The 24,444-nt window shown below is 32.5% G+C and carries 20 protein-coding genes; all 20 read left to right on the forward strand.

The features are described from left to right. The first annotated feature begins 20 nt into the window (after window positions 1-20). The 20 genes from QE422_RS06795 (at window position 21) to QE422_RS06890 (ending at window position 24,441) form a co-directional block, all read left to right on the forward strand. On the forward strand, window positions 21-3,122 hold the full coding sequence (locus QE422_RS06795) for a putative Ig domain-containing protein (RefSeq protein ID WP_307456167.1): 3,102 nt from the start codon (window positions 21-23) through the stop codon (window positions 3,120-3,122). Between the two features lie 2 nt (window positions 3,123-3,124). After that, the gene (locus tag QE422_RS06800) at window positions 3,125-3,364 is read left to right on the forward strand and encodes a hypothetical protein (protein WP_307456168.1); all 240 of its coding nucleotides are present in this window, start codon (window positions 3,125-3,127) and stop codon (window positions 3,362-3,364) included. Window positions 3,365-3,626: 262 nt separating this feature from the next. Further along, window positions 3,627-5,615: a nucleoside-diphosphate sugar epimerase/dehydratase gene (locus QE422_RS06805; RefSeq protein WP_307456170.1), complete on the forward strand. Its 1,989-nt coding sequence runs from the start codon at window positions 3,627-3,629 to the stop codon at window positions 5,613-5,615. Between the two features lie 159 nt (window positions 5,616-5,774). Continuing rightward, window positions 5,775-6,503: a polysaccharide biosynthesis/export family protein gene (locus QE422_RS06810; protein WP_307456171.1), complete on the forward strand. Its 729-nt coding sequence runs from the start codon at window positions 5,775-5,777 to the stop codon at window positions 6,501-6,503. Between the two features lie 27 nt (window positions 6,504-6,530). Further along, window positions 6,531-8,903: a tyrosine-protein kinase gene (locus tag QE422_RS06815; RefSeq protein WP_307456173.1), complete on the forward strand. Its 2,373-nt coding sequence runs from the start codon at window positions 6,531-6,533 to the stop codon at window positions 8,901-8,903. A 47-nt stretch (window positions 8,904-8,950) separates the two neighbouring features. Then, entirely contained in the window at window positions 8,951-10,267 is a 1,317-nt protein-coding gene (locus tag QE422_RS06820) for a nucleotide sugar dehydrogenase (RefSeq protein WP_307456175.1), read from the forward strand. A 70-nt stretch (window positions 10,268-10,337) separates the two neighbouring features. Further along, on the forward strand, window positions 10,338-10,679 hold the full coding sequence (locus QE422_RS06825) for a phosphomannose isomerase type II C-terminal cupin domain (RefSeq protein ID WP_373463435.1): 342 nt from the start codon (window positions 10,338-10,340) through the stop codon (window positions 10,677-10,679). Next, a complete protein-coding gene (locus QE422_RS06830; protein WP_307456176.1) occupies window positions 10,676-11,668 on the forward strand; it encodes a mannose-1-phosphate guanylyltransferase in 993 nt (330 codons plus the stop codon). The genes QE422_RS06825 and QE422_RS06830 overlap by 4 nt, the downstream gene beginning before the upstream one ends. 18 nt (window positions 11,669-11,686) lie before the next feature. Next, complete coding sequence (locus tag QE422_RS06835; protein ID WP_307462302.1) at window positions 11,687-12,640, forward strand: GDP-L-fucose synthase; 954 nt, start codon at window positions 11,687-11,689, stop codon at window positions 12,638-12,640. Between the two features lie 59 nt (window positions 12,641-12,699). Further along, complete coding sequence (gene gmd, locus QE422_RS06840; protein WP_307456178.1) at window positions 12,700-13,773, forward strand: GDP-mannose 4,6-dehydratase; 1,074 nt, start codon at window positions 12,700-12,702, stop codon at window positions 13,771-13,773. 135 nt (window positions 13,774-13,908) lie between these two features. Further along, window positions 13,909-15,345 carry a lipopolysaccharide biosynthesis protein gene (locus QE422_RS06845; RefSeq protein ID WP_307456180.1) on the forward strand — a complete coding sequence of 479 codons (1,437 nt, stop codon included), beginning with the start codon at window positions 13,909-13,911 and terminating at the stop codon, window positions 15,343-15,345. After that, complete coding sequence (locus QE422_RS06850) at window positions 15,342-16,424, forward strand: DegT/DnrJ/EryC1/StrS aminotransferase family protein (RefSeq protein ID WP_307456182.1); 1,083 nt, start codon at window positions 15,342-15,344, stop codon at window positions 16,422-16,424. Before QE422_RS06845 ends, QE422_RS06850 begins: the two co-directional genes overlap by 4 nt. Window positions 16,425-16,426: 2 nt before the next feature. Further along, a complete protein-coding gene (locus QE422_RS06855) occupies window positions 16,427-17,131 on the forward strand; it encodes a WbqC family protein (RefSeq protein ID WP_307456183.1) in 705 nt (234 codons plus the stop codon). Then, on the forward strand, window positions 17,132-18,094 hold the full coding sequence (locus QE422_RS06860; RefSeq protein WP_307456185.1) for a hypothetical protein: 963 nt from the start codon (window positions 17,132-17,134) through the stop codon (window positions 18,092-18,094). Continuing rightward, a complete protein-coding gene (locus QE422_RS06865) occupies window positions 18,085-18,549 on the forward strand; it encodes a GNAT family N-acetyltransferase (protein WP_307456187.1) in 465 nt (154 codons plus the stop codon). The genes QE422_RS06860 and QE422_RS06865 overlap by 10 nt, the downstream gene beginning before the upstream one ends. A 130-nt stretch (window positions 18,550-18,679) precedes the next feature. After that, complete coding sequence (locus QE422_RS06870; RefSeq protein ID WP_307456188.1) at window positions 18,680-19,744, forward strand: hypothetical protein; 1,065 nt, start codon at window positions 18,680-18,682, stop codon at window positions 19,742-19,744. Window positions 19,745-19,777: 33 nt separating this feature from the next. After that, window positions 19,778-21,142 (forward strand): O-antigen polymerase, encoded by a 1,365-nt coding sequence (locus tag QE422_RS06875; protein ID WP_307456189.1) that lies wholly within the window; start codon window positions 19,778-19,780, stop codon window positions 21,140-21,142. A gap of 76 nt (window positions 21,143-21,218) precedes the next feature. Then, the gene (locus QE422_RS20005; RefSeq protein WP_373463436.1) at window positions 21,219-22,238 is read left to right on the forward strand and encodes an EpsG family protein; all 1,020 of its coding nucleotides are present in this window, start codon (window positions 21,219-21,221) and stop codon (window positions 22,236-22,238) included. A 12-nt stretch (window positions 22,239-22,250) separates the two neighbouring features. Continuing rightward, on the forward strand, window positions 22,251-23,300 hold the full coding sequence (locus tag QE422_RS06885) for a glycosyltransferase family 4 protein (protein ID WP_307456193.1): 1,050 nt from the start codon (window positions 22,251-22,253) through the stop codon (window positions 23,298-23,300). After that, window positions 23,293-24,441, forward strand: coding sequence for a glycosyltransferase family 4 protein (locus QE422_RS06890; RefSeq protein ID WP_307456195.1), 1,149 nt, complete (start codon window positions 23,293-23,295; stop codon window positions 24,439-24,441). The genes QE422_RS06885 and QE422_RS06890 overlap by 8 nt, the downstream gene beginning before the upstream one ends. Window positions 24,442-24,444 lie beyond the last annotated feature (3 nt).

Consider the following 24,444-nt stretch of genomic DNA (forward strand, 5'->3'; position numbering starts at 1 on the left):
CAAATGAAAATAATAATTATATGAATTTAAAATTACACATGACATCAAAGATACTTTATGCGTTTTTGATGACTCTGTTCTCGATTTGGGGATGGGGGCAGACGATCATTTTTTCTGAGAATATGGGAACATCCCTTGCAGGAAATCCTATACCAGGAAATTATTCTGGATTTCAAAATTCAGGAACATACACTTTTTCAGGAACTGGTGATTTAAGAAATACCTCGGTTTCATCGGGATATACTGGAGCGTCTGGTTCAAATAATGTGATGCTGAATGCTAACAATGAAAGTCTTATCATTGGAGGCTTTAATTTATCCTCGTATACTAATTTGGTTTTGTCTTTTGGAATCAGAAAAGGAACGGGTACAGAAAATGGTTCGGGACTCATTGTTGAGTACAGTATCGACGGTTCTAGCTTTACTCCTATATCTAAGGATGCTTTACCTACAGGAGAAACCGGATGGTATTATCGAAGTTCTACATCATCCATCCCAAATACTACAACTGTAATAAGATTTCGTAGTACGAATACCGTTGAATGGAGAATTGATGATGTAAAATTGGTGGGGGTACTAGCTCCTGTAAATCCACCGTCGGTTACAAGTAACAATAACTTGTCCGGAATATATAATACAGCCTTTAATTATCAAATAGTTGCTACTGAAATTCCTACTGATTACTCAGTTTCTTCAGGATCTTTGCCTTTAGGGTTGTCATTAAATTCTACAACTGGAATTATTTCCGGGACACCACAGGAAACAGGAACATTTAATTTTAGTATTACTGCAACTAATTCTAATGGATCGGGTATTGGTAATTTTGTTATTAACTTAGCTAAAGGAACGCAAACCACAACTAATAATGCATCTTATAATCTATTTACTGGAAGTACTGGTGTCACATTAAATGCTACAACCAATGCCAATAAAAATATATCTTACGTAAGCAACAACCCATCAGTAGTTGCTATTGTAAATAATAATCAACTTAGTGTAGCTGGAGTTGGTTCTGCAACAATAACGGCAAATGCTTCCGGAGACACTAATTGGAACGCATATAGTGCAACGATAAATGTGGTTGTGACGTCTGCAATTATATATCAAAAGATCACTTCTACGTCTGATCTTGTAGACGGATATTATATTATTACCAATGAAAGTAGTGAACTTGCAGTTGGAGCTCCTTCTTCCGGAGCATACAATGCAATTTCTATTACTCTATCAGGAGTAGCAATACCGAATCCAAGTGATAATATTATTGTAAAAATAGTTTCACTTGGAAATAATGTATATACGTTGCAACGTGTTCAGACCGGAAATTTTATAGGCTGGAGTTCAAGTACTACATTAACAGCTCCTTCTGCTGTAACAACAGATTCTCAGAAATGGACAATAGTTTATGATAATACCAATCAGTATTTTACTATTAAGAATAATGGTGATACCTCAACTTCAGGAAGGTTTTTGAGATATAATTCTTCAACCGGAGATTTTAGAGCTTACGGATCCTCTTCTATTTTAACAAATAGTTATTCACAGTTATATAAAAAATTACCTTCAACTTGGGATGGTTCTACTTGGAGTAATGGTGCCCCAAATTCCACAACGGATGTAATCATTACGACAAATTATTCAACAACCTCACAATCTGCTTTCACGGCAAGAAATATCACCATTAAAAACGGCGGCGTTCTGGAAGTAAATGGAACAAACACAATCAATGCTGCAGATGTAACAGTAGAAGACGGAGGAAACCTCATTATTAAAGATTCAGGAGTTCTGAATCAGACAGGATCATTTAAAGTGCTTAAAAATTCAACAAGCGTGCAGAACAAATACGTCTTCTGGTCTTCACCGGTTGCTAACCAAAACCTGTTTACGGCGTATTCCAACGGCTCTTCATCTACAGCTCCACTTTATGTGATGACTTATGATCCGGCAACGAATTTGTACCCAATGGTTGCGAATGACAATGCTAACTTCACAAATAATGCAGGAAAAGGCTATTCGGTAAAAGTTCCGGCTGCTAATGCAAGTCTGGTTTTTGGAGGAGCGTCTCAAGTTCCTAACAACGGAACGATCAACGTCGCATTGAGTAATGCTGGAAGTGGGTATAATTTAATTGGTAATCCTTATCCTTCAAATATCAGTCTAACAGACTTCTATACCACTAACAATTCATCCATTGAACCGACATTATGGTTCTGGGATAACACAACAGGAAATGTTACGACCCAGACCGGTAATACCTCTATAAATGTAGGTTTTGCTACCTTTAATGTGCAATCCGGAACCTGGACAGAAGCTCCAAATACACAGTCTTATGCTTCTGCATCGCTTAATTCTTTAGGCAGTTTTGCTAAAATTGGTCAAGGTTTTATTGTAAAATCCATCAATGCAGGATCTGCAACATTTACGAATGCCATGCGTGCATCAGCGGCGGCAGTTACAATGAATAAAAATGTAAATACGGCAGAAGGTAAATATTGGATTAAGCTTACAACATCTTACGGAAACACTTTTACTCAGGCAGTCACTTACAATCAAGGTGCTTCTGACGCTTACGATGGGTATGATTCAAAAGCAATGGGAATGGGCTCTGACGCGTTCTATAGTTTAGCCGGAGCTGAAAAATTGGTCATTCAGGGTAGGGCACCTTTCCAGATTACTGATGTTGTGCCGTTGGGCAACAAGCATTTTGAAAACGGAGATTTTACAATTTCCCTTTCTCATAAAGAAGGATTGTTTACAAACGGTCAACCCATTTATCTGCACGATAAGCAAAATGGAACCTATACCAATCTACAATCAGGAAATTATACTTTTGCAGCAAACGCAGGAGACTTTACAAACAGATTTGAAATCGTATATAAATTAAATGTTTTATCTACAAACGAGACGGAAAAGGTAACTTTTGAAGTGTACAGAGATGGTGAAGATTTCGTAGTCAGAAATGATAATACTATTCAATCGGTTGAAGTCTTTGATGCCGCCGGAAGAAAAATTCAGCAGATCTCACCTAATTCAAAATCAGTACAGGTAAAAATTCAGACAAATGGGGTGTATATTCTGAAAGCTGTTTCTGAAGGAAAACAATTTACTCAAAAAATAATTAAATAAAAATGAAAAAGATAATAATAGCACTTTCACTGGCAGTTTCTGGTTTCTCGCTGGCTCAATCTGATAACCCATATGTTTATGATCAAGATCAAACGTCTGCAATGCAGGAAAGAGATACTCCTGCAGGACCGGGAGATCCTGGTGCCGCTCCAATAGATGAGTATCTTCCTTTTCTTTTTATGGTGGCAGTTGTTCTGGTATTTACCGCTTCAAATAAGGCAAAGTCAATCGAAAAAAATTAAATTTCATGTGATATTATATTCCCGAAGTATTTGCTTCGGGAATTTTTTATAATACTTTAAATAGTCTATACAGAGTCATTTTTCGACTCTATATAGAAATATAATGCCTCTGTTTGTACAGATTTATTTTAGTTGTTTTTAGATTAATCTCTTGATAATGATCGGGATGTATTTTTAGAATAACATAACTTTAATATTTAATTTTTTTATAGTAATAATATTATTAGATTTGTACAATTAAATTAAACACCAAAAATGCGGGATGAAAAAGCTAAATGATGCTTTTAATGCTCTTTACAAGGGAGATAATATTGTTAAGCTCACTGAACTTAGATATATACCCAGATGGTCTGTCATTCTTATTGATATCTCAATAGTAGTGCTTTCCATATTTTTTTCTCACTTTTTTCTTGAAAAGCTTCATGTAAGAATTAATTTCCCCCAATATATTTTACAACAAAAAATCTTATTGATAGGAATTAATATCTTGTTTATGTTTGTTTTTAAAACATATGCAGGAATCATAAGGCATTCTACCTTTTTTGATTTTTTCAAAATTATTTTATCTTCAGGAAGCACATTAATAACTTTACTTGCAGTCAATTTTATAATTGAAAGCTGGCTGGGGAAATCTTTGTTTTTATATCCATATCTGTTTTTATATTTTTTTATCTCGGTAACGGTGATGTTCTTTTTCAGGATGTTTACCAAACAGTTCTTTAATGTCCTGATCGATTTCAAAGGTTCCGCATCCAAAATGAGAGTTGCAGTAGTAGGTGTTGGAGATGCCTCTGTATCTTTAGCAAGAGCTATTTTACATAATCCCAATTATCCTTATCGCCTCGAAGGTTTTCTTACACGACGATCAGATTCTCATAAAGCATTGTTACTGGGGCATAAAATCTATAATATTGACAGATTTTGTGGAAATAAACCTATAATTAATCAATTTGACGCTGTTTTAATTATTAAAGAGATAATGACAAAACAAGAGCTTGAAGAATGGATGACCTGCGCACTGGATAATGGACTGAAAGTTCTGAAAGCCCCTACTTTGAGCAAGATGCGTGATTCTGATTTGGTGGGTGGGATTCGTCAGTTACAGATCGAGGATCTTTTAAACCGCAGACCTATAAAAATTGAAAATGAAGAAGTAAGAAAAAGACATTTTGAAAAGAATGTACTGGTAACAGGCGGTGCAGGTTCGATTGGTAGTGAAATTGTAAGGCAGGTTGCTCAATTTAATCCTTCTTTAATTGTAGTCTTAGATCAGGCAGAATCTCCTTTGTATGAATTGGAACTGGAATTATTGGAAAAATTTCCGCAACAGGAGTTTAAGTTTGTGTTGGCGGATATTTCAAACAGCTACAGATTAGAAAAGATATTTGAAGTATATCAGTTTTCAATGGTGTATCATGCTGCAGCTTATAAGCATGTGCCTTTAATTGAAGAAAACCCGCATGAAGCAATTTTCGTTAATGTCTTAGGCACAAAGAACTTGGCTGTTCTTTCTAAAAAATATAAAGTAAACCGTTTTGTGATGGTTTCTACGGATAAGGCAGTAAACCCAACCAATGTCATGGGTGCTTCGAAAAGAACTGCAGAACTTTTTGTACAATCTCTACAAAATTCTGAAGGTAACGTTACAAAATTTATTACCACCCGTTTTGGTAATGTTTTGGGATCAAATGGCTCTGTCATTCCACATTTCAGAAAACAGATTGAAAAAGGAGGCCCGGTAACCATTACCCATCCTGATATTATCCGGTATTTTATGACGATTTCTGAAGCGTGTGAACTGGTACTTCAAGCGGGAACAATGGGGGGAGGTGGAGAAATCTATGTTTTTGATATGGGAGAACCTGTGAAAATTTTAGATTTGGCGAGAAGAATGATTAAACTTTCCGGATATACACCGGATGAAGACATTAAGATCAAGTTTATCGGCCTAAGACCTGGCGAAAAGCTTTATGAAGAATTGTTAAGCAACAATGCAACTACAATTCCCACCCATCACGAGAAAATTATGATTTCAAAGGATCCATGTGTTGTATTTGAGGAAATAGATCTTTTATGCAAAGAAATTATTACATCAGCAGTTAAAAGAGATAAAATACAGGTGGTGACCCTTTTAAAGGTTATTGTTCCTGAATTTATAAGCAATAATTCTCAATTTGAAGCTTTAGATAAAAAAAGTGATTCTTTAGAACAGAAAGAATTACTATTGGGAGAACCGGATGCTACTTTATAACTATAGATTTTAATATAATCAAAAACAAATTTTATTTAGAAAATAATAATCCTATTTTTGTGAAAAAAAATATCACACATGAATTTTAAGAAATATCTTATATGTGGCACCTTAGGTTTGGTAGTGTTCTCTTGTGCGCCTCGACAGGAAATTAATTACATGAAAGATATCGAGAATGTTGTTCTTGATAATTCAATTAAAAACAGCAGAAGTACTTTTCAGCCGGGAGACCAATTGATTATAACGGTTACCGCAAAGGACATGGATGTGGTTAAACCTTTCAATCAGTCATATTCATCGAGTACAACAGTAACCCAATATTCACAACCAAATTCAAATAGTCTGCCTCAGCAGCTTCCTGTTTCTGGGTCTACTTATATTGTAGATACTGATGGAAATATTACTTTTCCGCAAATCGGAACGGTAAGTACTAAGGGTGAGAATGTAGAGACCCTGCGTTCAAAGTTGGTTGATCTTATTTCTGCTTATGTAAAAAATCCCGTTGTAGATTTAAAACTGATTAACTTTAAAATTTCTGTATTGGGCGAAGTAAATAAACCTGGTCAGTATGTGATTCCTGATGGAGGTACCACTTTATTGGGAGCATTGGGATTGGCGGGAGATTTAACTCCATTTGGAATTAGAACAAATGTGTTAGTTGTTAGAAATATTGACGGACAAATTACAAAAGAAAGAGTAGATTTAACAAGTGCTCAGTTCATCAATTCTCCTTATTATTATTTGAAACAGAATGATGTCATTTACGTTCAGCCGAATGCCAACAGGGAGAAATCAGCAAGAGTGGATCCTAATACAGGATTGTATATTTCTGTGGCATCAGTAATTGCTTCATTAGTAATTGGAGTTCTAGCGTTGACAAAAAATTAATATTTAACTATTTACACCAAATCGATAGTGGATTACAGCAATAATCAAAATGAGTTTCAGGAAGAAAATCTTAACATTAGAGAAATAATTAAGCCTTATATATACCGTTGGTACTGGTTTGTAATTGGTATAGTCGCTGCGATTATCATTGCGTGGTTTTTTTTGAGATATAGTATACCCATTTACAGTACCGAATCTACTTTATTAATTAAAGAAGTTAAAAAATCAACATCCGGTCAGCCGGAGATGTCCGTTATTTCAGAGCTTGGCGGAATCGGTGGTATGGGAACAAATTCGGTTGATAATGAAATAGAGATATTAAAGTCGAAAAAGCTGATGCTTTCTGTTGTTCGTGAGTTATCATTAGAAACCAATGTCTATTCCAAAGGAAAGATAAGAGAAACTGAAATTTACAAAGATGGCACGCCTTTTCTTATCAGAATTATTAATGAAAAAAATAAAACCATTTATCCTTCAAAAGAGGTAACTGCAAAGATTGTCGGCAATACTGTTGTTCTTGAATCTGAAAGTTTTAAGCATCCGATTAAGGCTCCTTTTAATAAAGCTGTATCACTACCGTTTGGTGTTGTCTTATTTCAAAGAAATCCGATTTATAAGGTATCAAAACCGGAAGATATTTTCAGGCTTCAGTTTATGTCTGCTATGGATAGGACGAGATATTATCTATCCAAATTAAATGTAAGTCTGGTACAGAAAGAAGCTACTGTATTAAAAATCGCCATTACAGATCCTGTTTCAGAAAAATCTGAAGATATTCTCAATCGCTTGGCTGTAAACTATAACAGGGAAGCCAATCTGGATAAGAATTCAGAGGCTCAAAAGACTGCGAACTTTATTGACGAAAGAATTAGGCTGATCAGTAAGGAGTTGGGAGATGTCGAATCCCAGAAGCAAAGCTTTAAAGTACAAAATAATATTGCAGATATTCAGACAGAAGCAGAACTTTCTTTGCAAACTGCTGTATCAGGAAGAGAAAAACAGATAGAAAATGAATCGCAGCTTGAATTGGTTAACAGTTTGTTAAACTCAATCAACAAGCAGGGAAACTACCAGGTTTTACCTTTAAATGTCGGGCTTTCAGATACTGATACTTCATCCGATATCGGAAGTTATAATCAGCTGATCATCGAAAGGAACCGTTTGCTGGAAAATTCAACAACTGCAAACCCACTTGTTCAGAACATCACTTCGCAAATAAGCAGTATGAGAAGCTCCATTATTCAGAGTTTACAAAAAAGCAGATCTGCTCTTCAAATTGCACGTAACAATATTGTAAATGAACAAAACCGTTTATCAGGAAGAATTTCGAAGATTCCCGTTCAGGAAAAATTATTCAGAAGTATTGAGAGACAACAGAATATAAAAGAGCAGCTTTATTTATTGTTATTGCAAAAAAGAGAAGAAGCAGCGATATCATTAGCAATTGCCGCTCCTAAAGCCAGGATTGTAGATGATGCTTTGACAAATCCGTCTCCGGTTTCTCCTAAACGAATGATGATTTACTTAGCATCATTAATTATAGGTTTGTTAGTTCCCTTCGGGATTATTTATCTGATAGAATTATTTAATAATAAGATTAAATCTAAAAATGATCTTGAAAAATTGGTAAAGGGGGCTACCATTATTGGTGAATTACCTTCTTTGCAGAAAGGAGAGCAGGAAATCGTGCAGGTTAACGATTTATCGCCTTTGGCGGAAGCATTCAGGATACTTATCACCAATGTTAATTTTATGCTTCCAAAGGGCAAAAAAGGTAATGTGGTTTTCGTGACCTCAACTGTAAAAGGTGAAGGGAAAACATTTACCTCAGTAAACTTAGCATTAACTCTTGCAACTCCACGAAAAAAAGTTATCATCATCGGTTCTGATATACGAAATCCACAATTGCAAAGATATAATGAAAGCAGAAGGGGGCTTATCGGTTTATCTGAATTCATGTATGATAACGAAATGAAAGTTGGTGAAATTATTCATCCTACCTCATTTAATCCGCATTGCGATGTGATTTACTCGGGGGCTATTACTCCAAACCCTACAGAATTATTATCAAATGGAAGGTATCATGAGCTTATAGAAAGTTTAAAAGCCGATTATGATTATATTCTTCTAGATACAGCACCTTTAATGTTGGTTACAGATTCCTTTCTTATTGCAGATACTGCAGATGTAACTGTTTATGTGACCCGTTCCGGCTATACTGAAAAAGAATTGGTTTCTTTTATCAATAAGCAAATCAAAGATAAAAAAATTAAGAATGTAGGCTTAGTACTTAACGATGTAGATAAGATGCATAGTGGCTATGGCTATGGCTATAAATATGGTTATGGATATTCAGCTGATGCTAATCAATCGTTCTGGAAAAAACTATTCAGAAAATAAATTTTAAGTATTTTAATTTCTGCTTAAATCATAGGTGAAAAAAAATAATGGATAGAAAATATAAAATTGCAGTTATTGGCTTGGGTTATGTGGGGTTACCATTAGCCCGACTTTTTGCAACTCAATATTCGGTTGTGGGCTTCGATATCAATCAAAAAAGAATTGAAGACCTTCAGAAAGGTATTGATACGACTTTTGAGGTAGAAGACAAAGTACTACAATCTGTTCTATTAGAGAGTAATCCGTTTTTAACAGAAAGCAACAATGGGTTATTTTGTTCAGCGTCTATACATGATATTCAAGATGCCGATATTTATATTATAACGGTTCCAACACCTGTAGATAAACATAACCGACCGGATCTGACTCCTCTTTACAAATCAAGTGAAACGGTGGGGCATGTATTATCCGAGGGAGATATCGTTATTTACGAGTCAACAGTTTATCCGGGGGTTACCGAAGAGGAATGTGTTCCTGTATTGGAAAGAATATCAGGGTTAACATTTAATGAAGATTTTTTCGTAGGCTATTCACCTGAAAGAATTAATCCGGGAGATAAAGAACATACGGTTGATAAAATATTGAAGGTCACTTCCGGTTCTACCCCTGAAATAGGAAAAGTGGTAGACAATTTATATAGATCTGTGATCACGGCTGGAACTCATTTGGCACCCACCATAAAAGTTGCCGAAGCATCGAAGGTGATTGAAAATTCTCAAAGGGATCTGAATATCGCTTTTATGAATGAGCTTGCCAAAATTTTTTCTCTGATGGATATCGATACCCACGATGTATTGGAAGCAGCCGCTACAAAATGGAATTTCCTGAAGTTTAAGCCTGGTTTAGTAGGTGGCCACTGTATTGGTGTTGATCCTTTCTATTTAGCTCAGAAAGCACAGGAAATTGGCTATTATTCCGAATTGATTTTAGCAGCCCGGAGATTAAATGATTCAATGGGAGCTTTTGTAGCATCGCAGGTGGTTAAATTAATGATCAAGAATGATATTAGAATTAAAGGGTCGAGAATTCTGAATTTAGGAATTACGTTCAAAGAGAACTGTCCGGATATCAGAAACTCGAAAGCGATTGATGTGATTACGAATTTAGAAGAATATGGCGCCGAAGTGATAACTTTTGATCCATGGGCAAATTGCCAGGAAGTGGCCGATGAATATGGAATTAACTGTTATTCTGAAATATCACTAAATGATCTGGAAGAGGATGAAAAATATGATGCGGTCATTCTGACCGTTGCTCATGACCAGTTTCTTAATCTTAATTTAGATCAGTTAATGAAAGAAAAAGGCGTGAGTTATGATGTCAAAGGAGTTCTTTCAAAGGAGAGTATTGATAAGAGATTATAATTAAAATGTATTAACAATAATTCCTGTGGAAATTGTAGCAGATCTGCAGGGTACACATAAACAAAAAATGTTGGAACACGATATAAGACCCTGGGGAGAATACTGGGTTTTAGAAGATGCTGAAACGCATAAAGTAAAGAGAATTCTGGTTAATCCGGGAGGAAGGCTTTCCTTACAATATCATCATCACAGGGCTGAAGTCTGGACTATGGTATCAGGAATAGGAACGATCACCATAAATGATGAAATTAAAAATTATAAAGCGAGAGAGGTTGCACAGATCCCTTTAGTAACGCATCACCGTATGGATAACAAAACTAAGGATCCGGTTATTTTTATAGAAGTACAATACGGAACTTACTTCGGTGAGGACGATATTGTAAGAGTGGAAGATGATTACAACAGAGTATGAAAATATACAACGTCATTTTATCGGGAGGGGTAGGAAGCCGTCTTTGGCCTCTTTCCCGTAAGCAACACCCGAAACAGTTTCTGAAATTATTTTCAGGTAAAGCTTTATTTGAATTAACGGCGGAACGCAATCAGAAGGTGGTGGATCAAATCATGGTAGTAGGTAATACGGATCATATCGAATGGAGCAAGCAACTGTTAAATGAGATTTCCATCCCTAAAACTTTCATCACCGAAACGGCTGCCCGGAATACAGCGGCGGCAATTGCTTTTGCAGCATTGGCGGTTGAACCGGACGATATATTGATTATCACACCGTCTGATCACCTGATTCAAAATCAGGATGCTTATGAAAAAGCTATAAGAGAAGCAGTTGAATTAGCTAAGAAAGATTTTCTGGTCACTTTCGGAATTGTGCCTTCAAAACCGGAAACCGGCTACGGTTATATTGAATATGAAAGTAAGGATGTCCTTTCGTTCAGGGAAAAGCCCAATACGGAAACGGCTCAGGAATTTTTAGAAAGAGGTACTTTTCTCTGGAATTCAGGGATGTTCTGTTTTAAAGCAGGTGTACTTTTAGACGAGCTAAAAAATTATCAGTCTGAAGTATTTGAAAAATGTCATGACGCATGGCAGACCTCGCAAAATAGGTGTTTAAATCTTGAAGCTTCCCTTCAGATTCCTTCTATAAGTATTGATTATGCGGTGATGGAAAGATCAAAAAGAATAAAAGTAGTCCCTGCCCATTTCAGATGGAATGATCTGGGATCTTTCGAGTCTTTATACGATTACTTACGTTCTACCGGCCATCCTGTAGATGAAAATGGAAATATGGTGATCGGAACGGAAATATTTACCGCTTTTGTAGGATTGAAAGACTCTATTTTGGTTCATACTCCGGATGCCTTATTGATCCTTCATAAAGAGAAATCACAGGATGTAAAGAAAGTGTATAACCAGCTTGAAAAATATAAGTCTACCTTAAGATAATTAAATCGAAAAAAAATGATTTCAAAAGAATCCAAAATATATATTGCAGGACATCGAGGTATGGTAGGATCTGCAATCTGGAGACAGTTAACGGAGAAAGGATATACTCATTTGATTGGCTTAACCAGTCGTGAACTAGACCTTAAAGATCAAAAAGCAGTAGCCAAGTTTTTTGAAACTGAAAAACCGGATGTGGTGATTGATGCAGCAGCAAAAGTTGGTGGAATATTGGCTAATAACTCTTATCCTTATCAGTTTTTGATGGAAAATATGCAGATTCAGAATAACCTGATTGATTCTTCACTGAAAAATGATATTGAAAAATTTATTTTTTTGGGTTCATCCTGTATCTATCCTAAATTGGCACCGCAACCGTTAAAAGAAGAATATTTGCTTACAGATTCTCTGGAACCCACCAACGAATGGTACGCCGTAGCTAAAATTACAGGAATCAAAGCAGTTGAATCCATCAGGAAACAGTTTGACAAAGACTATGTTTCCCTGATGCCTACCAACCTGTATGGCACGCATGATAATTTCGATTTGAATACCTCACATGTGTTACCTGCTATGATCAGAAAATTTCATGAAGCGAAGGAAAACGATCATGCACCTGTAACATTGTGGGGATCAGGAACGCCTATGAGAGAATTTCTGTTTGTCGACGATATGGCCGGTTCTGTTATCTTTGCTTTAGAAAATAAACTTCCGGAACATTTATATAATGTAGGAACAGGAGTTGATTTAACAATTAAAGATTTAGCAGAACTTATTCAAAAAGTTACCGGGCATACAGGGGAAATTCTGTGGGATTCAGAAAAACCTGATGGTACTCCGAGAAAATTAATGGATGTATCAAAAATGCACGAATTAGGTTGGAAACATAAAGTAGAACTTGAAGATGGAATTACAAAAACGTATCATTGGTTCTTAGACAATATCAACAGCTTTAAGCAGGTAAAAATGTCTTGATACATTTGGTATCAAACATCGCCCCATCAATCATCAATTATAAAAGATACATCACGAAGATGAAGACAGCATTAATCACAGGAGTTACCGGACAGGACGGTTCATATTTGTCAGAATTATTATTAGAAAAAGGATATAAAGTTCATGGTATTAAAAGAAGAGCATCTTCGTTCAATACACAGAGAATCGACCATTTATACCAGGATCAGCATGAGCAGAATGTAAACTTTACTTTGCATTATGGGGATTTGACGGATTCTATGAACGTCATCAGAATCATTCAGGAAGTACAACCGGATGAAATTTATAATCTGGGAGCAATGTCCCATGTAAAGGTATCGTTTGATTCACCGGAATATGTTGCCAATGTTGATGGTATCGGTACTTTAAGAATTCTTGAAGCTGTTCGTATTTTAGGATTGGAAAAAAAGACCAGGATTTATCAGGCTTCTACCTCTGAACTCTATGGCGGCCTACCGGAAAATAAAAATGAAAAAGGTTTTTATGATGAAAATTCTCCTTTTTATCCACGTTCACCATATGGTGCTGCAAAAATTTATGGTTTCTGGATTACCAAAAACTACCGTGAGGCTTACGGAATGTTTGCCTGCAACGGTATTCTGTTCAACCACGAATCGCCGAGAAGAGGGGAAACATTCGTAACCCGTAAAATCACCATGGCTACAGCAGCTATTGCCAAAGGAAAGCAGGAATGTCTGTACTTAGGAAATCTGAATGCATTGCGTGACTGGGGACATGCCAAAGACTATGTAGAAGCTATGTGGAGAATCCTTCAGCAGGACAAACCTGAAGATTTCGTCATCGCTATGGGAGAAACTACTTCGGTAAGAGATTTTGTAAGAATGGCATTTTCTGAAATAGGTGTTGAACTGGCTTTTGAAGGAGAGAATGAATCTGAAGTGGCTAAAGTAGTATCATGCAGCAATCCTTTATATCAGTTGGAACTTGGCAAAACTGTAGTTTCCGTAGACCCTGAATATTACAGACCTACAGAAGTAGATCTTTTGATTGGTGATCCTACAAAGTCTAAAACACAGTTGGGCTGGGTGCCTCAATATGACTTGGCTGGGTTGGTGAGAGAGATGGTGGAGAGTGATTTGAAATTGTATTAGAAAAAAGATAGAATCTTCTTAAGATTTCGTACAAAATATGAATAGATGTTTTTAAGTATGCTTATAAATTTCTTTTTAAAATTTTTAACCTCTATTTTTTGTGTAAAAGTATTAAACGTAAGTAAATAATTTTAAGTGTCATTAAAAGAACAAGCCATTAAGGGAGCTATTTGGACTTACATCCAACAATTTGGCACACAAATAGTAAATTTTGTCGTTTCAATCTTTTTAGCTCGTATGTTGATACCAGAGGAATTTGGTCTGATAGGTATGATTGCTATTTTTATGGGTATAGGAAATACACTGTTCGATGGAGGTATGACGAGCTCTCTGATTCGTAGTGATAACTTAGAAAACTCTGATTACTCAACTGTATTTATTTTTAACTTAGTAGTAAGCATAGGTGTATACTGTATAGTATTTTTTTCAGCACCTTTGATTGCAGAATTTTATAAACAACCATCTTTAACAAAAATTACACGTTTTTATTGTTTATCTTTTATATTTTCTTCATTTGGTTCTGTACAAAATACAATGTTAACAAAAACGATGAATTTTAAAAAACAAGCATTATTAAGTGTGCCAGCAATTGTATTAGGGAGTACCGTAGCATTAGTGATGGCTAAGCAAGGCTATGGTGTTTGGAGTTTAGTTGGTTTAACATTAGTAAACACTTTTGTATTAAGTTGCTTTTTATGGATTACATCATCTTGGAAACCAACCCTAGTATTTTCCTTAGTTAAGTTTAAAAAACACTTTAAGTACGGTTATAAACTAACTTTGTCGGGAATCTTGGATATTGTGTTTACAAATATATATCAAATTGTGATTGGTCGTTTTTTTACACCTACTACCGTTGGATATTATACAAGAGCTAATCAATTAATGATGATGCCTATTGGTAATATTTCGACTGCTTTAAATAAAGTTGCATTTCCCATATTTGCTCAGTTACAGAATGATGAAATGAGATTGCGAGATGCTTATAAAAGAATCATGCTATTAGTTCTATATATAATTAATCCAATAACTGTATTAATGCTTGTTTTGGCTGAACCAATAACAGTTTTACTATTTACCAAAAAATGGTTGCCGATGGTTCCAATATTTCAAGTAATTTGTTTATCGGGTTTATTGTATCCATTACATCTGTATAATTTGTTAATTTTACAGGTAAAAGGAAGAAGTGATTTGTTTTTAAGACTTGAAATTATTAAAAAAGTATTGTTAACCATTATTATTATTATAAGTTTCTATTACGGATTATATGGTCTGCTGTGGGGACAACTATTTTTTTCTATAATTGCTTTGTTTATCAATACATATTTTGCAGGTAAAATGATTGGGTATAGTACACAAAACCAATTATTGGATATGTTACCTTTATATATATTGATTACGTTTGTGGGGTCTACTATTTATCTAATAGATACTTATATTTTTAATAATTTTACAGATATTATACGTCTTGCATTAAGTTTAGTTAGTGGTCTCACTTTATATGTAGGACTGTCATATCTATTTAAAGTATCTTGTTTATCAGAATTAAAAAATATTGTTTTAAGAAAATGATTCCAGTAACAAAACCTTTTTTACCTCCTATGGAGGAATATACCAAACTTTTAGAAGGAGTTTGGAAACGCCAGTGGTTAACAAACATGGGACCGTTAGCTAGTGATTTAGAAATAAGATTAAAAGAATATCTAAATATCAATCATTTAATCTTTGTTACAAATGGGACAATTGCATTACAAATGGCAATAAAGGCGTTAGATTTAACCGGTGAAATAATTACGACACCATTTTCATTTGTTGCTACAACAAGTACTATAGTTTGGGAAGGATGTACTCCAGTATTTGTAGATATTGATAAAGATTCTTTATGTATTGATCCAACAAAAATTGAAGAGGCTATTACAGACAAAACGCAAGCTATTTTAGCAACCCATGTATATGGAAATCCATGTGATGTAGATGCTATTGATAAGATTGCTAAAAAATATAACTTAAAAGTAATTTATGATGGGGCGCATGCTTTTGGAGTGAAAATTAATGGAAAGTCAGTTTTTGAATTTGGTGATATTACAACTTGCTCCTTACATGCAACCAAATTATTTCATACTGTTGAAGGAGGCTTCGCTACAACAAATGATCCTGAACTATTAAAAAAAATGGCATCTATAAGAAATTTTGGAATATCAGGTCCAGAATCATTTGATAATTTGGGGATTAATGGTAAAAATTCTGAATTTCATGCTGCTATGGGGTTAGTAAATTTAAGACATATTGATTATATCTTAGAGAGAAGAAAAGATTTAGCTACTTATTACGACAAGAAATTAATAAACGTCAAAGCTGTAAAGCCTAAATGGAATAATTCTGCTACTGAAAACTACCCTTATTATGTCATACTTTTGGAGAGTGAAGAATTACTACTGAAAATAAAAAAGGGTTTAGATGATAACGAGATATTCACAAGACGTTATTTTTATCCATCTTTAGCAAATACGTTACCATACTTAAAAACTGTAGATTTGCAAGTGACAGATTCTATTGCTAAAAGAGCTTTATGCTTACCATTCTATGTTGATTTAACTGAAGAAGAAATAGATTTAATAGCTCGTTTAATCTTAAGATATCAAAATAATTAAATATGAAAAAAATTGCTATCATGCAACCTTATTTTGTTCCGTATATAGGTTATTTTCAGATGATTAAGGCTGTGGATGTGTTTGTTTTTTATGACGATGTAAATTTCATGAAAAGTGGTTGGGTTAATAGAAATAGAGTCTTGGTAAATAATGAGGCAAAATATTTGACAGTGCCTTTAATTGGTTCAAGTTCTAACAAATTGATTAACGATATTGAGGTTCGAAAAGATTCAAAAGAATTTTTGAATTTACATAAAATCTTGTATCAAAACTATTCAAAAGCTCCGTATTTCGAAAATGTTTTGCCAATTATTAATTTAATTTTACAAGATAATCCTGAGACTATTTCACAATTAGCTATTAAAAGCATAATATCCATTTGTGAATATTTAAAAATTAAGACTCAATTCAAAGTTTCTTCAGTAGATTTTATAAATTCCAAAGGATTAAAAAGAACAGAAAGATTACTAGATATCTGTGAAAAATCACAAGCAGATCAGTACATTAATGCTATAGGTGGTGTTGAATTATATGATAAGAAAGATTTTTCAGACAGAAAAATTACTTTGAGTTTTATCAAATCTCAATCTATTACTTACAAGCAGTTTAGTAATGACTTTATACCTTGGCTTTCTATTATTGATGTCTTAGTTTTTAATAGTATTGAAGAAATTAATGTAATGGTTGATCAATATGAATTAATTTAAATGGGACAAGAAATAGGAGGATATTTTGAATTACAAGTAGATTCTAAAAATAATTATTTATATCCAAATTTATTTCACTTAAATTCTGGTAGAAATTGTCTTGAGTATATCTTGACAAAAAGAATGTATTCAAAAGTTTATTTGCCATATTTTACGTGTGATGCTATTCTTCAACCTATTTTAAAACTGGGTTTAGAATATGAATTTTTTGATGTAAATGATAAATTAGAGGCTATTTTTGATTATTCGAGATTACAATTAAATGAAGTGGTTATTTTAACAAATTATTTTGGTTTAAAAGATAAATATATTCAATCCATTTGTGAAAAAATCAAGAATGTTATAGTCGACAATGCACAAGCGTTATTTGCCAAACCAATTGATGGTATTGATACATTTTATTCGCCGAGAAAGTTCGTTGGTGTTGCTGATGGAGGAATATTGAGCACTGAATTGGATTTGAACGATAATTTTGAACAATCAACAAGTTATAACAGAATGTTTCATCTTCTAAAAAGAATTGATCTAAGCGCTCAGGAAGCATATATTGATTTTCAGAGGGCAGAAAAAATTGTTGGAACTGAAACAATAATGAAAATGTCTAATCTTACTAAAAGAATTTTATACAATATTGATTATAAATCGATAGAGATACGAAGAATTGAAAACTTTAATTTTTTACATAAACATTTGAAAAGTTCTAATCAATTAGAACTAATCAATTGCAGTGAAGAAGTTCCATTAATATATCCATATAAAGTTAAAGAAAGTGTAATAATAAGAGATATTTTGTTAAAAAATAAAATTTTCTGTGCGAAATATTGGCCAAATGTTTTAGAGTGGTGTAACGATAGCCAAAATTCGTATTTTTTAACTGATGGGATTCTAGCATTACCAATTGATCAAAGGTATAATATTGAAAACATGTTGAAAATCTTAAAGATAATTACAAAGTGGATATAATTTCTATTAGAGCTCTAAAAGAGAGTGATGCTTTGACTTCCTACAAATGGAGAAATGATCCTGAAATTTGGAAGTATACAGGATCAAAACCTAATTCTATTATAACAGAAGATATTGAGTTAAGTTGGATTAGAAAAGTACTAATTGATGAGACGAGTAGACGATTTGCAATTTTATATAATAATAAATATGTTGGGAATGTACAGTTAACAGATATAAATTCTATAGATGCAGAATTTCATATATTTATAGGAGAAAAAGAAAATTGGGGGAAAGGTATTTCTAACGAGGCTACTAAGCAAATTCTTTTTTATGCAAAAGAAGAATTAAAGTTATCGCGAGTTTATCTAAAAGTTAATAAGAATAATTTAGGTGCTGTAAAATCCTATGAAAGAAATGGATTTTATCTTGTTCGGAATGAATTAGATACCCTTTTTATGGAAAAGGAATTATAATATATTGTCACTCAGTCAGTTTATGTAGTTTAATCTTAAGTGTGTATTTGAAAAGTTAAATTGCTAATATTTTTCTCTTAAATACTTTAAACCTTAATTATTAATACAGATTTTTTAAAAAGTAAAAAAAATGATTTATCATATATTACCAGCTCATACATATCATATTACCCCTCAAGTGATTACCAGCATCATAAAAAAAACGCCTAATAATCATTTTTTTATTATATTAGGATCATCTGGAAGTAATATTAATTGGACAATATACGATGATTTATTTAATGAATTAAATTATACGCAGAAGGCTTTTTTCAATACGTCTGAAAGTTTTTTTAAGAATAACTTAATTAAAAAATCTGCATTTGTTGTAATCCACAGTGATTCTTATAACTGGAAAATTTTTTTCCACAGAAATAATTTTGAAAACGTTCATTGGATATGTTGGGGAAGTGGAGTAGACTTGAGGATAAATTTGAAATCCTTGATAAGTTATTCATTTAAGATTTTATTGTATAGTAGATTAAAAAGTATTATTACACTTTCGATAAAAGATAAAGAGAAATTGCAAAAAAAATTTTTTGTAAAAAATGTTCACAATATTCCATACTTTGAAAGTGTCAATGATATATTCAATTTTACTGAAGAAAATCTTAGATTAGAATATAGGGATAATGTATCTGTTTTTATAGGGAATAATTCTTCAGCAATATCTACATATCTACCTTTATTGCATACACTAAAAATTTTTAGGGAGGGCATTCTAATAACAGCAATGTTAAATTATGATTTAGTAAAAAATGATACATATTTTAATTTATTAAAAGCTGGTTCAAATATTTATGGTTCAAATTTTAATACCGATGAAAAACTTTATCCTTTAAAGGATTTTCCATCATATATAGACAAATGTGATATTTATATATGTTCGGTTGAAGAGCAGACCGGACTTGGCGCTATCTACGCAGCATTGAAGCTTGGGAAAAAAATTTTTTTAAATGGAAATAATTTTGATTATATAACTTCTCTTGGTTGTAAAGTTTATCATGTTAATGAGTTACAATCATTAGATATAGATAGCTTTAAAGCGCCATTGAAATTAGAAGAACAATCAAATAACTTTAAAATCATTATGAATGTATTAAGTGATGATAAATTAATAGAAAAATGGAATTCATTCTATAAACAATATGATTAAATAGTTTTATAGTTGATTAAATCGTGTAGTAATATGAAGTATTTTTATTTTTTTTCATCATTGTTTTTCGCATTAATTCCTATTAGCCAAAATATTAGAGGTTTTCATCTAGGAGTTGATATTTCTTACTGTATTATTGTTTGCTGGAGTTTGTTAGCGATATTTTTTAGTGATAGACCTTCTTTTAGCATGTACAAAATCTACTACACATTTGTTTTATTCTTTTTTGGTATAGCACCCTACATACAATATTCAAATGCGGTAAAAATGTGGGGCGGCTTGGTAACTTTTAGGAGTGAAGACTATTTTTTTACAAACGTTGTCATTTTATTTATTATGACACTTTTCGAATTTTTTTATAAGGGTTTATCAAAAACCAAACAAAAGTTGATAAAAGGTCATGCAAATTTACCTGAGTTTAAAAGTTATCAAATTAAGTTGAAAACCAAATTATTATTACTAATATTTTCGGTAGCTTCATTCGCTTTTACTTTGATACTATTTAATGGAAACATTGCTGCAATGTTTTACAGAGGAGGTATGTTAGATGAACAGATAGAATTCAACCCATTAAGTCAAATAGTATTCAATATCTGTAGACCATTCTCACTTATTGTTTTTATGGTATACTATAACAATGTAAAAAGACTTGACATTTTTTCGATTATTTTTTTGGCAATAGGTCTGCTTGCTAATTTTCCAACAGGTTTTGCTAGATACAATGCTGCTGCACTTTACATACCTTTCACACTAGTTGTTTTTCCCTTTTTTAGGAAAGGAGCACGTTTCAACATATTGATGATATTTGGATTGCTAATTGTTTTTCCATTTTTAGATAACTTCCGATATGCGATTGATGAAGATTTTGGTGGTTTTAATTTAAGTTATGCTATGTTCGAAGAAGGGCATTTTGATACATACTCAAGCCTTATGCGAGTGATGAAGTTTGATATAATAACTTATGGTCGTCAATTACTAGGCGTTATTTTCGTGTGGGTTCCAAGATCTTTGTGGTCAAATAAGCCAATTGGTTCTGGAGCATTTATGTCTAAACAATTAGATTTGAATTTAGATAATATTTCAATGAATTTCTTTGCTGAAGGGTATATTAATTTTGGATTTTTTGGAATATTGCTTTTCGTATTATTTCTATCTTATTTCTGTGCTAAGCTAGACAACATTTATTCTACTTATTCAAGAGCTGGACGTTTTTATAATAAACATTTCGAGGTTTTCTATTTTATTTTTACAGGATTTTTAATCTTTATCTTAAGGGGTGATCTATTGTCGGCTTTTGCTTATGTTTGCGGTTATTCTGTTTCATTTTATATTGTATATAAAATTATTATGAGAAATGAGCATAAGGTAAGAAGAGTCAAAAAATTGGTAATTTGGTAGATTTAAGCTCATGAGCTACTATTATTCTCCCATAGATTTACTTCCATATATTTTTATTGTAATTTTATTGTTGGTTATGCTGACCACATGTACAATTACCGAAAAAAAGAAAAGTTTAATCATCTTTTCAGCATTTTTCCTGTTTACATCTTTAAGATATGGTGTAGGTTGGGATTATTTTGAATATAAAGATTTTATAACGAGTGGTGAAACGGAAAAATTTGAGTTTCTTAGTAGATTAGTTCTTAATATAGGGTACTATGCTGATTTTTATCCGCTACCTTTTGCCATCTTTTCTTTTTTGATTTTGATATATACAAAAATTGTAATTGATAGATATTCGGAAAATATAACGATATCTTGGATTGCTTTTTTTTCAATACCTTTTCTTTTTTCGGCATCTCTTTCAACAATTAGACAAGCTTTAGCCTCTAGTCTTCTATTATATAGTTTTACTTTTGCGTACACGAAAAAATATCTCAAATTTCTTCTTGTAATTTTAACTGCTTATCTTTTTCATTCCTCTGGGATTTTTGGATTATTAATATATCCAATAGTTCGTTGGAAAGCTACTCGCAATTTCTTATTACTCTTATTTATATCGTCTTTTATGATGTCAAGTATATTACAACATGTAATTTTTTCATTCTCTTTCTACAATAACTTTGATACAAGGATTTTAATCTATCTAAGAAATTCTGATGATGCAAAGCAGGGTATATATATGCCTTTTTTATTTTACTTTTTAACTCTATTCAATATATATTTTTACAAAGATCTCGTTCGGTTCAAGCCAATAAACTCAATTTTTATATCATTATCAACATTTGGAGTGTTTTTATATAATATTTTAGAATTTGAACCACATTCAGCATTTAGAATTGGTGGAATGTTTATGTCTTTTTGGATACTAATTTTTCCATCTTATCCAAAGATTTCTAAGCTCCTTGTATTTCATAAGTTTATGGTTAGTTCAGCATTATTACTTATCTTTGCATTTTTAATAAACTCTCATATAAAAGCATACTTAAGCGGGACACTTGAGAAAATTTCTTTTATACCGTATGATTTTTGGTTATTACACCTCAACGATTAACCTTCTTTTTTAATGAATAACTACGACATTATTATTTTAAATAACTGCCCTTCGTTTTACAAAATAAACCTGTATAATGAGATTAATAAATCAATAAAGATTTATGTGATATTTTTAGGTTTGTCAGATCAGGTTGTTATAGATGATAATTTTAAAAAAAATATAGATTTTGATTTTAAGATACTGAATGAGTTTCAAGTAGAAAAAAGATTTTTTTTAAATACTTTTGCTAAGCTTTTGCACATAGTAAAAAATCTAAAATGTAAAAAAATTATTTACGGCGGATATATAGAAAAAGAATTTATTTTATTATCTTTTTTAATAAGTAAAAACAAAAATATCATTCAATCTGAGTCGGCTATAGAATCAGTTGTGAAAGGTTGGAAGAAATGGATAAAAAGGGTAATACTCACTCGTTACTATTCTGCTATTGTTTCAGGTATTTCTCATCGAAAAGCACTAAAATCACTTGGTTTTAAAGGAAATATTATGATTACTAAAGGTGTTGGCATACTTCGTAAAAAACAGGTAGATGAGCAAATTTTAAAGGAAGAAAGAGAAATGAAAAAACTTAAATTTCTTTATGTAGGGAGGCTTATAGAGAAAAAGAACGTAGAGTTTATCATTAGAATATTTAATCATCTGAACCTACCGTTAACAATTGTAGGTGATGGTCCATTATTAGGCTCTCTAAAAAGTATATCAAATAATAATATAATTTTTAGAGGACATTGTTCCAATGATGAAATTTATAAGATTTATCAAGAACATCATGTTTTTGTATTACCGTCGACAGTTGAGCCATGGGGACTAGTTGTAGAAGAAGCATTGTATAATAATTGTGTACTATTATTAAGTGAGAATGTTGGAAGTCTTAATGAGATGTTAATTGAACCGGGTACTGGTGAATTTTTCAATCCTTTAGATTCTAGTTCCTTTTCTTCTGCTTTAAATAATGTTATTAATAATTATAAAGAATTACTAGAAAACGTAAAGCATTATGATCTAAATAAAAAAGATTTAAATCAAGTAAATACTTATATCCAAATATTAAATGACTAACTTAGTATATCTGATTCCTGCTATGTATAATCCTGGTGGAATGGAAAGAATTTTAACTGAAAAAATAAATTATTTGGTTAACAACTATAAATATAATATTTTTCTAATAACAACTGATCAGGGTGATTCTAAATTTTTTTTTAAACTTAGTGATAAAGTCACTGTTCTGAACTGGGATATTGGTTTCGATCAAAGCTATGGGTTACCATTAATAACAAAATTTCGGGAAATTAGAAAAAAACTCAAAAATTATAAATGCAGATTAAATCAGTTTCTACAGGACGAGAATATAGATATTTGTATATCGACCGGAGGAAAAGAATTGGAATTTTTGCATAAGCTAAAAGTCACGTGTAAATTTATATTTGAATGTCATTTTTCCAAAGATTATAGAAGACAATTTCTTATGTCACGCAATCCTAGCCTAAAATCATCTCTTATAGGCTGGTTCAGGAATCAACAAATGAAAAGTCAAACAAAGAGATTGGACAAAGTAGTAGTGTTAACAAATAATGATTTACATGATTGGAAGAAATCCCACACAAACATACAAAGAATACCCAATTTTTGCTCGTTTACATCAGAACAATTACCTATTTATAAAAGAAAGAGAGCAATAGCGGTGGGTAAGCTTGATGCACAAAAGGGATTTGACATGCTAATAGATTCATGGGCCATTAATAAAAGACAATTGAAAGAGTGGACATTAGATATATTTGGCCAAGGAGAATGGAGAGATTTTTTGGCACAGAAAATTATTGATTATAAACTTGAAAAAAATATTTATTTGAGAGGAGTTACGAATGATATAAGAACAGAACTTCAAAACAGTTCGATGTTTTTGTTTTCATCAAGATATGAAGGTTTCGGTTTAGCCGTTGTGGAGGCGATGACAGTAGGTCTGCCAGTTATTTCTTTCGATTGTCCGCAAGGTCCCTCTGAAATGGTAAACTCAGATAATGGCTTTTTAGTCCCGTTGGGAAATATAGAAGAATTTTCAAATAGAATCGTCGAACTGAGTAGAAACTCGGAAATTAGAGAAAATTTGGGTTTACAAAGTATTGTTAAATCTACGCAGTATTCTAAAGAATATATAATGGAAGATTGGAATAAATTATTTTTAAATGTCATTAAAGCTTAATCT

Source organism: Chryseobacterium sp. SORGH_AS_0447 (genome assembly GCF_030818695.1).
Classification (GTDB): Bacteria; Bacteroidota; Bacteroidia; order Flavobacteriales; family Weeksellaceae; genus Chryseobacterium.